This is a genomic window from Pseudomonas sp. NPDC089392, assembly GCF_044749595.1.
GTDB lineage: Bacteria > Pseudomonadota > Gammaproteobacteria > Pseudomonadales > Pseudomonadaceae > Aquipseudomonas.
In genome coordinates, this window is sequence record NZ_JBIVIF010000025.1 from 40675 (window position 1) to 53264 (window position 12590).

At 53.0% G+C, this 12590-nt stretch carries 12 protein-coding genes; 6 read left to right on the forward strand and 6 right to left on the reverse strand.

Going from position 1 to position 12590, the window contains the following annotated elements; all coding sequences use genetic code 11:
• Positions 1-11 precede the first annotated feature (11 nt).
• Genes ACIP1G_RS20240 through ACIP1G_RS20255 form a run of 4 tightly spaced genes read left to right on the forward strand, consistent with a single transcriptional unit; the run spans position 12 to position 2678 of the window.
• Positions 12-335 (forward strand): hypothetical protein, encoded by a 324-nt coding sequence (locus ACIP1G_RS20240; RefSeq protein WP_019470286.1) that lies wholly within the window; start codon positions 12-14, stop codon positions 333-335.
• Positions 325-1440 (forward strand): copper resistance protein B, encoded by a 1116-nt coding sequence (locus tag ACIP1G_RS20245; RefSeq protein ID WP_060519774.1) that lies wholly within the window; start codon positions 325-327, stop codon positions 1438-1440. The genes ACIP1G_RS20240 and ACIP1G_RS20245 overlap by 11 nt, the downstream gene beginning before the upstream one ends.
• 10 nt (positions 1441-1450) lie before the next feature.
• A complete protein-coding gene (locus ACIP1G_RS20250; protein ID WP_060519775.1) occupies positions 1451-2233 on the forward strand; it encodes a cytochrome c in 783 nt (260 codons plus the stop codon).
• Positions 2223-2678: a DUF411 domain-containing protein gene (locus ACIP1G_RS20255; RefSeq protein WP_060519778.1), complete on the forward strand. Its 456-nt coding sequence runs from the start codon at positions 2223-2225 to the stop codon at positions 2676-2678. The genes ACIP1G_RS20250 and ACIP1G_RS20255 overlap by 11 nt, the downstream gene beginning before the upstream one ends.
• Before the next feature lie 105 nt (positions 2679-2783).
• Here ACIP1G_RS20255 and ACIP1G_RS20260 read toward each other — a convergent pair whose 3' ends face one another.
• Positions 2784-2972 (reverse strand): AbrB/MazE/SpoVT family DNA-binding domain-containing protein, encoded by a 189-nt coding sequence (locus ACIP1G_RS20260; RefSeq protein ID WP_060519780.1) that lies wholly within the window; start codon positions 2970-2972, stop codon positions 2784-2786.
• A gap of 503 nt (positions 2973-3475) precedes the next feature.
• Here ACIP1G_RS20260 and ACIP1G_RS20265 point away from each other — a divergent pair.
• Positions 3476-4216, forward strand: a complete 741-nt coding sequence (locus ACIP1G_RS20265; RefSeq protein WP_197864294.1) for a hypothetical protein — start codon at positions 3476-3478, stop codon at positions 4214-4216.
• Here ACIP1G_RS20265 and ACIP1G_RS20270 read toward each other — a convergent pair.
• From ACIP1G_RS20270 to ACIP1G_RS20290, 5 genes are all read right to left on the reverse strand, one after another.
• Positions 4173-4649 carry a DUF488 family protein gene (locus ACIP1G_RS20270; protein WP_060519784.1) on the reverse strand — a complete coding sequence of 159 codons (477 nt, stop codon included), beginning with the start codon at positions 4647-4649 and terminating at the stop codon, positions 4173-4175. The two genes, ACIP1G_RS20265 and ACIP1G_RS20270, sit on opposite strands and share 44 nt — an antisense overlap.
• A gap of 193 nt (positions 4650-4842) precedes the next feature.
• Positions 4843-6141, reverse strand: a complete 1299-nt coding sequence (locus ACIP1G_RS20275; protein WP_060519785.1) for a HEPN/Toprim-associated domain-containing protein — start codon at positions 6139-6141, stop codon at positions 4843-4845.
• A 264-nt stretch (positions 6142-6405) separates the two neighbouring features.
• Positions 6406-7737: a hypothetical protein gene (locus ACIP1G_RS20280; RefSeq protein ID WP_060519786.1), complete on the reverse strand. Its 1332-nt coding sequence runs from the start codon at positions 7735-7737 to the stop codon at positions 6406-6408.
• Complete coding sequence (locus ACIP1G_RS20285; RefSeq protein WP_165961575.1) at positions 7734-9743, reverse strand: transposase; 2010 nt, start codon at positions 9741-9743, stop codon at positions 7734-7736. Before ACIP1G_RS20285 ends, ACIP1G_RS20280 begins: the two co-directional genes overlap by 4 nt.
• Complete coding sequence (locus tag ACIP1G_RS20290; RefSeq protein ID WP_060519787.1) at positions 9740-10702, reverse strand: hypothetical protein; 963 nt, start codon at positions 10700-10702, stop codon at positions 9740-9742. Before ACIP1G_RS20290 ends, ACIP1G_RS20285 begins: the two co-directional genes overlap by 4 nt.
• Before the next feature lie 629 nt (positions 10703-11331).
• Between ACIP1G_RS20290 and ACIP1G_RS20295 the strand changes: the two genes are divergently transcribed.
• Positions 11332-12576 carry a TniQ family protein gene (locus ACIP1G_RS20295; protein ID WP_181132483.1) on the forward strand — a complete coding sequence of 415 codons (1245 nt, stop codon included), beginning with the start codon at positions 11332-11334 and terminating at the stop codon, positions 12574-12576.
• Positions 12577-12590: the final 14 nt, after the last annotated feature.

The following is a 12590-nucleotide window of genomic DNA, read 5'->3' on the forward strand; positions in this document are numbered from 1 at the left end:
GGAGATTTGAGATGAGCAAACCAATGAAACGAAGCGCCTTTTTCCTCTCTGCTGCGATGGTCGGCATGTTGGCTGTTTATGCCCCGTCGTCGTGGTCCAGCGACAACCATGATCAGCATTCCCAGAAATCTACCGAGGCCGGTAAAGCCAAAGGTTCGCAGGACAAGCAGGGTCAGGGGATGAACCATGAAGGCATGGACCATGGGTCCATGGAAAGTATGGACCACGGCTCGATGAAGGGGATGGACCATGGCTCGATGGAAGGCATGGACCACGACAAAATGATGGAATCGCATGGCAGCGACAAAGCTAAGGCAGGGAAAGATGGTCAATAGCCTTGGGCGGCCTTCGCTGCTGGCCCTGACTGTTTCAATCGGCATGCTGGGCGTAACGCCCAGCTTCGCCGCTGAAGAAATGGATCACTCGGGCATGGATCATTCGAAAATGGGGCACGGTTCCATGCAAATGGATGCTGTTCCGTCCGAATCGATGCCGGCGATGGATCACAGCAAGATGGGGGTGAGCAAACAGCAGAAACAGCCTGCCCCTGTTGATCACAGCCAGATGGAGCATGCTCAAAGCCAGAGCAAATCCAGCCCGGTGGACCATAGCAAGATGGACCACAGCAAAATGGGCCATGGAAACATGAAGGGCATGGATCACGGTTCGATGAAGGGCATGGACCATTCCCAGATGAATCATGGTTCAGCGATTTCTCCGACCACAACGAGTCGCACGCCGATTCCAGTGCTCACTGATGCCGACCGCGAGGCAGCCTTTCCGCCTTTGGGTGGCCACCAGGTGCACGACAGCGGAATCAACAGCTTCTTCCTGTTGGACCAGCTCGAATACCAAGACGCCGATGAGGGCAGCACCCTGGCCTGGGACGCATCAGGCTGGGTAGGCGGCGACATCAATCGACTCTGGGTTCGCTCGGAAGGCGAGCGCACCAATGGGGTAACCGAAGACGCTGAGCTGCAACTGCTATACGGGCGCTCGGTCAGTCCTTGGTGGGACGTGGTCGCCGGAGTCCGTCAGGATTTCAAACCGGAATCACCGCAGACCTGGGCAGCCTTTGGTATTCAGGGCATGGCCTTGTATGACTTCGAGGCCGAAGCTACGGCGTTCATCGGCGAGAACGGCCAGACTGCTGCGCGTCTTGAAGGCGAATACGACATCCTGCTGACCAATCGCTTGATTTTGCAGCCCACGGCCGAGGCGAACTTCTATGGCAAGAACGATCCTGAGCGCGGTGTTGGATCGGGTCTGGCCAATACCGAAGTCGGGCTGCGTCTACGGTATGAAATCGTCCGCCAGTTTGCCCCGTACATAGGCGTTACCTGGAGCCGCTCCTACGGCAACACCGCTGACTTCATCCGAGACGAGGGTGGAGATGTTGATGAGGCACGCTTCGTTGCCGGTATCAGGATGTGGTTCTGAGAATTCCAACATGAAAAGAACAATTACAACGCTGCTTGTGGCCGGTGCTGTCGGAAGTGCTGCGGTATTGGGCACCGCGTATTTCGGCTTGGTGAATGTCGGCGCCGATGATCCTCACTTCCCGGCTGTCCATTCGTTTCTCGCCATGGCTCGCGACCGGTCGATTGAGGTTCGAGCGCGAGACATTGAAGTGCCTGACCTGAAGAACGCTGCGTTGATCAAGGCAGGCGCAGGCAACTACAACGCCATGTGCATTGGGTGCCACCTCGCCCCTGGCGTTGGAAAGACAGAACTTAGCCAAGCGCTATACCCGTCGCCACCTGACCTCACCAAGGTGGGTGTCGGAGGCGAACCGGCTGCCGCATTCTGGACGATCAAGCACGGCATCAAAGCCACCGGCATGCCCGCTTGGGGCAAGAGCATGGGTGATGAGTACATCTGGGGAATAGTCGCGTTCCTGGATCAACTTCCCGAAATGAATCCCGAGCAGTACAAGGCTTTGGTGGCCACGAGCGGTGGCCATCAGCACGGCGGCGGCGAAAGCGATATGCATAACCATGAGGGCCAGCACGGCGGGAGCGGGCATGCCGAGCATGGCGATCACGACGAAGCGGCAGACAACGATCATGCCCAGGCAGCTCACGACCATGGAGCTCCACCCGCAGGCGCCACCCAAGCGGCAGATCATCACGGTGACCACAATGCGGCCGAAGCCCATTCGGACGCCCACCCGAAATCGTCGACAAAGACGCATGTTCACAAAGACGGTAAGGAGCACACTCATGCCAACTAACCGGATACTCGTTCGTCTAGCCGCTATCGCTGGGCTGCTGGTGACCTCAGCGGCCTACGCTGCCGAGCCTTTGTCCATCGACGTTCACCGAGACGCGAACTGCGGTTGCTGCAAGAAATGGATCGCGCACTTGGAAGCCAATAGTTTCAAAGTGACCGACCATATTGAGACGGACATGAGCGCAGTGAAACAGAAGCTGGGCGTAGCGCCACGGTTAGCGTCCTGCCACACAGCCGTGATTGATGGAAAGTTTGTTGAAGGTCACGTGCCAGCTGAGCAGATTCGAGAACTCAAGGAGCGGAACGATCTGGTCGGGATCGCCGTGCCAGGAATGCCAGCTGGATCCCCAGGCATGGAGGTTGATGGCGTAAGCCATGCCTACCAAGTCATTGGGTTAACCAAAAGCGGCGCGGACCTAGTAGTCGCCAACTATCCAGCCAAATAACGCACCGACCAGAAGGACGGCAGTAGGCTGACTGCCGTCCCATGTATCCCCGCTAGAAAGCTTCATCAGCTCAACACGACGACACAGAGGGCCTGCAACGCGTAGCTAATCAGATTCGCGGCGCTCGCGGACTGGCTTGAGTACGATATCGCCGTTGATGAGCTCTATGGAGAGTCTGTCGCCCGTCGTGACCCCGAGCTCGCGCAGAATGTCGTCAGGTAATTCCACAATCACATCGCCGGAGCCGTCGCCGGGATCCAGGCACTTTACCGTGGTGCGCGCTGATTCAGTCATTGGGCTCTCCTGCCAGAGCTACCAGTCCCCATCATACTCCAGCAGCCATGCAAGCGGTGATTTGCTCAAGCAGCTTTGCAAATGCCATTTTGTTGGAGTGTTCAGTACGCCGGAAGCCCCTTGCGACTGAGCTAGATCCCATCGACGAACATCGAAAGGGGCCGCAACCCCAAACGGTGCGTAGCTCGTCCGCTTCAATCGGACGGCAAGTTCGTGCCGAAGCTGCGTTCAATCTTTCTGCGGTGCAGCCCGGTTAGGCAATCCCTAGCAGCAGCTATGCCTGAATTGCTCGCTCTTGGTGATGACGCTCAGTGGCAGCCGCACATGGATGAGGTTTGTCGGGACAGGGCGATATCATATGGCCAGTTTACGCTCTGGTCGCTACAGTATCAGCAGTACAATAAGGACGTGCCTGTATGAGAAGGAAAGCTCGCATACTAATCCTATGCAAAACATACCCGTCACCCAGCGCTGCCTATACAGAGACTTCGTGCGTTGCGGGGATGGACGAGGCAGGCAATCTGATCCGTCTTTACCCTGTACCGTTCCGCCTGGTCACTGATGATCAACGATTTTCAAAGTGGCAGTGGATCGAAGCCTCCATCGAAAAAAGCTCCAACGATCACCGACCTGAAAGCCATAAGATTGGCGTGGATACGATTCAGCCCCAAGACATTATTCCAACCTCGAAAGCGTGGATTCGAAGGAGGGAAATGCTTAGCAAGCTGCCCATCTACGACAGTTTTGAGGCTCTGGAGCAGGCTCGACAGAATTCCAATGTCACGCTCGGCTTGATCAAGCCTGAGCGAATTATTGGATTAGAGATCCGTAAAGCCGCGTCAGAAAGCTGGACTGATGAGGAGCTTGAAAAACTGGAGAGACTGCAGCGCCAGCCCGGTTTATTCGATCAGGACGATGTCAAAGCCAGCATCAAGCGCCTAGAGAAGGTGCCCTTCGATTTCTACTACAGCTATGAGTCAGTACTTGATGGTGAGGTAAAGATTTATAAGCACAAGATCGTAGACTGGGAGGCAAGCCAGCTGTACAGAAACATGCGCCGAGCTCATGGGCCTAACGGCTGGGAAGCGCCGTTTCGACAGAAGCTGGAGGTCGAGTTACCAGGAAAAGATCTTATGCTTCTAATGGGAACGATTCATCGATTTCCGCAACAGTGGCTTATCATCAGTCTCATCTATCCACCTAAGCAACCGCCCGAAGCAAATCAGCAAATTTCTCTATTTTGAGAGGCAGATGCCGCGTATCCAGGGATGAATCCAATTCACTCGCAGCCTCGGCGATAAGGCTGCGGTGACAAAAATTCGCGTCAGCTTCGTAGCAAACCATACAAATGCGCTGGCTTGAGGCATCAGCTGTCAGGTTCTCCAGAAGGTCCATCCGGGTACGGATGTAAGCCCTGAAGTCGCGCGCATAGACCCCCCAATCGCCATCGACCTTATAGCGGTTTCGAATCGGTTTTGGGCAACCCAAGGGAGGGGAATGCTCGTAGGCAATTCCTGCATCCGCCAAGCACTGGGCGAAAGCCTTCTTGGAGAAACCAGGCTTTCTGGACAGAGGGTACTCGCGAACGTCCAGAACCTTGTCGATCTGAGCTTGCTTAAGACGAGCGATGAAGGCGTCGATAGACAACCCTTCATAGCCTGCGGTGTAGATCGCCATGTGAAATCTCCCAGCGGCTTCCTGCGGCTGTTCTGCAAATAAATGAGAGACTATACCATTCTAGCCATGCTGTACCCCATGGGCATTGGATGGATGGCCATCTCCAAGAGGTAGCGACGAGCGGATGGTAGGGGCCAGAAATCATCTCGGTCCGCGTTAGGTGGAAGCGCCTTCGCCGAGAGGCTATTGAGGTTTAGGACTTCGAATAGAGCATCGCAGCAGCCAAACCAGTGCATTCCTCAAGAAGCGCCGCTATCACGGATCGGAGCTTACTCGCGTCATACACACCTGATTCAACATCCTCCTGAGTGGTTTCATAAAACGCCTTTGCGTAGCTATCTTTGAAATCGAGGGCGCCCTGATAAATACCTAACGACTCCTTGTAATTCGTCCAGGTCACCTGCGCTGGGGGTCGCCCCTTAAGATTGAGATCGAGATAGCACTCGATAGCGGCCGCGCAGCCGTTGATGTCAGCGTTGGCAACACCACACGGGCCTTTCGCCGGAAACTCGCGCAGCTCGTCCAAGTCAGGAAGAACCATAGCTTTCATGTTCACTGGGAATTGAAAGCGTTTGAGTAGATTTTTATAGGTATCCACTCCTTCGGCGTCGTTATCGAACAGGAAGACCACGCGATTGTGAACATCAATTTTGACCAGTCCCTCGGCGAACTTGGACAGATTACCTGTACCGGAAAATGGGTGACGCTCCTCGATGTCAATGAATCGAAAAAAATCCTCGATGTCCGGGCGGAGCAGCGCCAGACCCCGCTTCAGAATGTGGGTATCAGAAGTGCCTTCAGTCGCTATCAAATAGGTCTGGGTCCGACGTGCGTTCCCAATGAAATCCTCATTTTTAGCCCATCCTGCATCCACAAAATTGCCGTAATCCCAGACGACATCTTCACCTAGATTAGCGGGGTTTTCGGCAAGGATTCGCAGAGTTGCATATGGGCTCAGAAATCCTAACATTGAGCCGAAATGGCTGCGCTCGGAGTAGCCTCCGATGTCTCGATCAAACACTCCCGTCGGGAGTAGAGATGCCGCTGGATCAGCCGCAAAGCGGCCCCGGCCCTGTGCATGATCGGAATCGTAGCTGGCGACATAGTCGCTTTTTAGGTCTCGCAATGCGTACGCTTTGATGAAGTCGATAAATTGATCGAAAGTCAAACGGTCGGATCGACGCTCACCTGGCAGGTATTCCTCGAACTGGTCTCTGTCGAGCACGACCTGATTTTCGTATTCCGACCTCACCGCCGCCAATGTGTATCCGAGCAGCTCCAACCGTGACACCATCGAACCAAGTGTCCGGCAAAAACACAGCTCCATTTGCTCCAGACTTTCAGGGCTATGAGCGTAGTCGTAGTCGATGCCCTCGTGCCGACGGTACTGGCGGTCGGACTCTTGATAGAGCATCCCGTGATCCATGCCCATATAGCCAGTGTTGTATGTGAGATCGAGGCTACCCACAGACAGCGTAATTGGTGTGCTCATAAGATCTTTGTACCTGGAGTTAACTGTCTAACGCCAATGCATGACGCGAATCTGGACATGCTTGTACTGGCACGTGATAGCACATTTCAGCGGCGTCGGAGATGCATCCGAGCTCAGGTGCTCTATCCTGGTGTACCTGCCCCTCGCTAACTCAGGCGTGTAAACCTGTTTTTTTCACTGTAAACCACTCTGGTTAACAGTGAAAAAAATAGGTTTACACGCCAGCAATCATAGGGCCCGCGAACGGAATTCTTCGCCACACCATCACTTGGGTTTGGGGTCCTTGTCGTCCTCCATCAAGGCAAAGAAAGCTTTGGCCTGCTCTTCCTCGGAGAGCTCCTCAACCGGAGTCCGCCGCGGGCGCGCAGTCGGCTTCTGCAGAGCATTCGCTGAGGCATCAAGTTGCTTTTTTACAGATCGTTCCGACGCAGTGAGCGATGAGTCGAAAACCTTCTGGGTGACTCGGTCCTGCCGTTCAGCTCGCGCAAATTTCACTACGTTGGACGTGAACGCGGCTGGCAGGTCAAACGGACACCGCAGGTCTGGATGCTGTTTGGACACCCGACCACCCAGAGCCAATTTTTGAAGGTGTTCGACCTGTTTGGCACTGGACGTGTAAGCCGCTGAGCGGTAAGCATGGCCGATGTCTTGAAGGGAGGCCGCATGACGGCCTGCACTGCGGCACTCAATGTACGCCTGCTTCAACAACTCCACCGCCAGGCGCTTGATACCGAAGGTGCAACGGTAAATTTCCCTTGCCAATTCACCCTGATTACCGCGAATCGCGCCATTGCCCACGCGAACACATTCATCAATGAAAGCTTTCCAGTCGGAACTGCCAGGCTCATCGGGAAGCATGATTCTTGGGTCCGTCAGCAAGCGCTGCTGATCCTCATTGTTTCTCTCAAACAACTTGTGACCCAAGCTGTAATTGCACACGTAGACCATTGGCGGACCGATACCAGCCATGTTCAAGAGGATATCGGTAACCTTCGCTGCACCAAGCCCCTTTTGGATGTACTGCATTTCATCCAGGATGACTAACGATACCCCATCACGATTCGCCCTACGCCGGCATTCACTCAGCAGCTCAGCAACGGTCAGTCGCGACAGAGGCAACTCAACGAACTCTCGAAGAAGGGCCTTAGCATTGGTGGTACCTCGGGCGCTTGCATACCAATGCGACCGCAACGGTAGCTCACCCTGGAAGTGATCGCAGGACAGATCAACGGGGCCAGGCAGAACCTTGCGCAGCGCAGCAATGGTCTGGCTCTTCCCAACCCCTGCAAGCCCTGTAAAACACACCGGCACAGCATCGACTGCAGGTGCTTCATAGAGCCCTCGGGCGTACTCGCGCTCAGAAGAGAACAATGCTCGCGCATGCAGCGCTGCGCGCCCCACCATCTCCTGGATGAACTCAATCGTAAATGCGTTGGGAATGAACGATTCACGCAATGCTTGAGACAGCACCTCTGCCGCCAACCGAGGTTCAATTTCGTACAGACTTTCCAATGGCTCAGGTCGACGCGTGATGATCTGGCGGACCTGATCAGCCGTTTGGCAGCCGTCGAACCAACTCGCAATGGCCTCATTCATTTGGCTTTACCTCGGAATCGATCATAGTCATCTGTATCTCGCTGCGCAGATGCCGATTTAGGTGGTCGACCAATTCTTCTCACGCCACCTTTACACTCTTCACCGGTATCTTCTTTGAATCTATCATCGTGAAATTGATGAATTGCCGGCATCTCATTACGAAGCAAAGTTTGAGATTTTCGCCTTAAGGCATCTAGTGACTGAAGATCACGTAATGATATGTCCCGATCACCGTCAACGGTCCTTTGCGTCGTTACAAAGTCCAGTTCGAACAGTGTGCCTCCTACCTCAATCCATATATGCCGAACGCACATAGTCAGTACATATACATCAACTTCAATAACGCTGCTCCTAGCAACTCGATCAAATATCCCGGTATTGATCAAATCAACAGACCTATACTTGCGCCCGTACAGATAGACTGCGTCTTGACGTACAACGGCCGGGTGCACAGACAGGAAGCTCTTTATGGCAACCTCTTGCTGCATCCCGATTGCAGAATTACGGAAGCGGCTGTCCCAGTAATTCCAGATACCCAGCGGGGTGGGCTTTATTCCGCACCAATACATTTCGGTTTCCATGCGGCCACTTGCGTCAGACGACCGGTTGTCTTTCAGGACTTGGTGAATCTCCCTGCGGGCCATTTGGACAAAATTCAGTGTGCTATGAACATAGGTGGGTTGATCGAGGTCGGATTTTGCTCGCGGGTGCGATGACTCAACCGTAGCTTTAGACTGGCCAGAAAAAACTGGCGTATTTTCAAGTGTGCCTAGCCAGTGGATCTCAGGCTCCGTGTCCAGGGCTGCTGCAGGACCTCGATCAAACACCAGCCCACCTGCCAAGCCTTCGCAGGGCCACCAGTCCGGTTTGATGGTTACTCCGAAAAGCCCACAAAACCATACTTTGTCGACAGCCATGGAAAACAGACACATCCGATAAGCTTCTTTGGTTTCTTTACCTTCGGCAAATCCAATGCCAACCACCATTCCGGACAATCCACACACGGCACGAACGACGCAAAATCCGTCAACGGGGCTACCCTCTGTCAGGCCCGAAAGTTTTTCAACTATGTAGTAACCATCAAACTCGACCTGCTGATTTAGATTCGTCAAGCGTTCTGAGAAACTGCCCAAACTGCCGCTCTGGTCGCGGGTCTTTTGTTTACCTCTTACGCCAATAGATTTCTCTTTAGCGCTAACTTGTTGTTCGATGCAGTAACGCACTTGGTCAATAGTTGGAAATGGGTGCCCTTTACGATTGATGAAAAATGCTACTCCATTTCGTTCAACGGAAACGCAACCAAATTCCTCTGTAAGGATTTTTCGGTAAACTTGACTATATGTTTTGTCAGCGGAACGGAACCTAAGATACGCAGAAAGGATTCTTTCCCTCATGGCGCTATCGGCCCGGTAACCCCACTCTTTGCCATTGGGTGATGGCCGGCCCAGCCTGCGTAATTTCCCCGGCCCCTCCCTGTCCCACCTCCCGATGCGGTGCAGGGGAGGCATGAGAGCCCACTTGTTTTGTCCAAAAGTAATGTAAGTGTAGAACCACAACCTCAAGCGAGCTGCATTTTGCTGAGGCGACTGGCTTTTGGCATGAGCGTTAATTACAGCGTCCGGATCGTCACTGGCTAGAACCTCCTGGAGACGAACCATCAGGCCTGAGATAGCCAGAAAACGGCGGTTGACCTTTTGGTCGTAGGTTTCCTTAGCAGAAACCCGCTTCGTTTCACGATCTGAAATTGCGATCCCCTTAATCGGTTCCAGCCATGGCGGAAATTTGTCCGTCTCCCCTGACGCCAGCAGCGCACCCGCTTCGAGCGCTTCTTCGAACTCGAACCTTGTGAGGGTGATCAAGGTGGTGCGCACGTCTTTCGCTAGATCACTGAACTCCACCAAGCGCACCCGGTTGTGGACCGCATCACTGTTCAGGAAATGGTAATAGTGGCCTTTGACAAGGCTCCGATAACCTTCAGGCGCAAATAACCTAGCGCCCGTGATCACGGCTCAATCTCCAAGAAAAATTTGCCGTAGGCTGCCAGCAGATCACCACCGTCGGTATCGAGAGGATGGTCGATCAGAATCGGCTTGAAGAAATTTACTGGCAGCTTTCGGTCCCAGATGTCTTGGTAGACCTTCGCAATAAACTGGTCACGCTTACCCCATCGGGCTGCATACCGGTAAATGATGGGGTGGATCAAGGCCCCAGCATGCACAGCGCCCTCAATCTCAGCGCTAAACTCCCTGAGCAGCTCGGGGTCGTGGGTCAGCGGCAAGCCATGCATCGGAAATAGCAGATCGAGATTGCCCATGACGATCGGGTCCAGACGATCCAAAGACATTTGCACGGTCCTGATACCGCCGCTTGCGTAATGCAGTTGCTCTAGGGCTGTGCGTAGCTCAGCATGATCACGGTCCTTTTTTTGCTGATTAGGGGTCTTGGCTGCTGAGTAGCGCCTCTCGCTGAAGGCATGAGCTTGATCCTTCACCGTCCAATTGACCGCGTAGGGTTTCCCATCTGAACCCATCAAATACAGTAAAAGGTCCCCCTGATAGGGAAAGGGCATTCTCTGTCGGCTACCAGCTTTAGTGGTAATCACCACCTGGTGATGCTTGAAGCCAATTTGCTTGGCAATTTCCATCGTCCCAGTGACAGGATGAGAAAAATGTCCTTTGGTGAGTGGATGCCCGTGCAATGGATGCGGGGCGTGATATGGCCACAGCATCTTCTGCTCGTGAATATCGAGCAGCTGAGGATGGAAGAGCGCGAGCTGTGCGAACACCGCTTCTGGGGTGGACAGCGAGTGAATCGCACGGCCGAGCTTCCGGCTATTCATTCTGCTGATACGAGAGCCCTTAGGGGCTTCTCGTGGAACCGCTAAAATCGAAGGCGTGTAGATATCGCCCCACGCGAAGTGAGCTTGTCGGCTCCTGATGAGGGCAAATCTCTCCTGCAAAGTCATCAATACAGTCCAATGTCTACGGACCTAGGATCGTCATCCAGCCTGGGGATAATTTGCTGGATGCCCCTATAGCCCTTGCCTCCCGGGCGTACCCAAGAGTGCGGGTTGTGGATAACGCTCACCTTCTTGTGGATGAACGAAGCCCTGCAGGACTTGACGTCCCGCATGTTCGGAATAGACAATGGAAAGGTCAGGTCGCTAAATTCTGACTTATCCACAGAGGCCCAAGGTCGCACTTGGGCCTTTGTCTATCTGAATTCTAGCGCTAATTAACTAGTCAGATTTCATTCAATACTTCCTTATTATTCATACGTGTTAAGAATCTAGGACATAGTTAGCAGCTATCTGCAATGGATTCGCTGGGTGTACACGTATCTGTGTGCACATTTTAAAGCGCTTCGCTTAGCAGGGTATGTTACCGCCGTGGTTAACAGGGTGACAACTGAAAAGTCATCCCTCTCTGGGTCGCGACTGGATTCAAAATTGTCCAGCTTGGGTCATTATCTAGATCAACCGTGCGCCTCACACCCATCGGATATATATCTTCACCCCCTTATCTCAACTGATAATTTAAGGGTTTAGCCCCAATCAAATAAAATGTTGAAAACGACAAGCGTTTGGTGAGGGAAATGGCTGATTCTGCAAATGCATCTGTCCCTGTCGTTCGATGGCTACCGGATGAGACCTTTTTCAGTATTTGTTGTCGTCAGCATCGTTTTATGTGCCACGTTACTAAGGCTAGCACCACTGCATGGCTATTTGGTGAGGGATCAAGTAGTGTGCAGCATGACTTTCCTAGCAGACTAAACTCTTTGCCCCAAAAAGCCAAAGAAGTATGGGGAAGCCCATTCAACATCATTACAGAACATACGATATTGCCGTTGTTTTTTCCTTTTCAATCCAAGGAAAGAATTGACGACGTCTTTCATACAGTTTCAAACAATTCTTTGGGCACCTTAAAATATCGCCTGGGTCTGGTGACCGGTCGCTTTGGCGCAGAGCACCCATTGAAAGCATGCCTCGAATGTTTAAGGGAAGACCGTATCAATCATGGGGTCGCCTACTGGCACCTGTCCCATCAGTATCCAGGCGTCACGTTATGCCCTAAGCACGGAACTCTCATCAGGATTTGCTCGGCCAACCGGCAGTGGTCGGACTCTGCGCACTGGGTATTACCTGCCGAGCACCTAATAGCGAGCGTTGCAGAGCAGCCCGTATGCCCGACAGTGGTACAAACCCTCAAGCGTTTAGGACACTCAGTGATTGAGTTAGCCAAGCTAGGCATTTCTGAGCAATTTCGTCCAGAAAATGTCACGGCTGCTTATAACGAAGCTATTCGTCGCCTCTCAGTCAATACAGAAGCATGCTTTGATGCCCAAGCAGACCTAGCTTCGTTCGCTTCACAACTGCAACCGTATCTTCCACTGGCCTCGCTTCCGACCACTCCAAAGAGAGCTGAAACTTTTATACAGAGTCTGACCCGTACACCGCGCGTTTACTCCCATCCGCTCAAACATCTGATTTTGATCACCTGTATATTCGGCGAGTTTGCGCCGTTTTTATGTGCGTTAAAAAGATTTCAGTCTCCAGGGGATCAGGAAACCCCAGTACAGTCTCCAGACCACGGAAGACGAGCAGTAGGCGATAAAGCAGCACACCGATTTAAAGGTCAGGAAATCAGGGATAGAGTCTTCAAAAAACTGAAGCCTAAAAAGCTGAAACCCGAGCTTCGGGAACAAATCTTGGGTTGCTTGGGCAAAGGAGTGGAGAAACATTCCATAGCGGAACGATATGACGTTTCGGTTTCTACAATAAACAGGATCCTAAGGAGACGCTGCATAAATAGCCAACCGCTCAGAGCCTTGGCACACTGACCCCCTCAATCAGC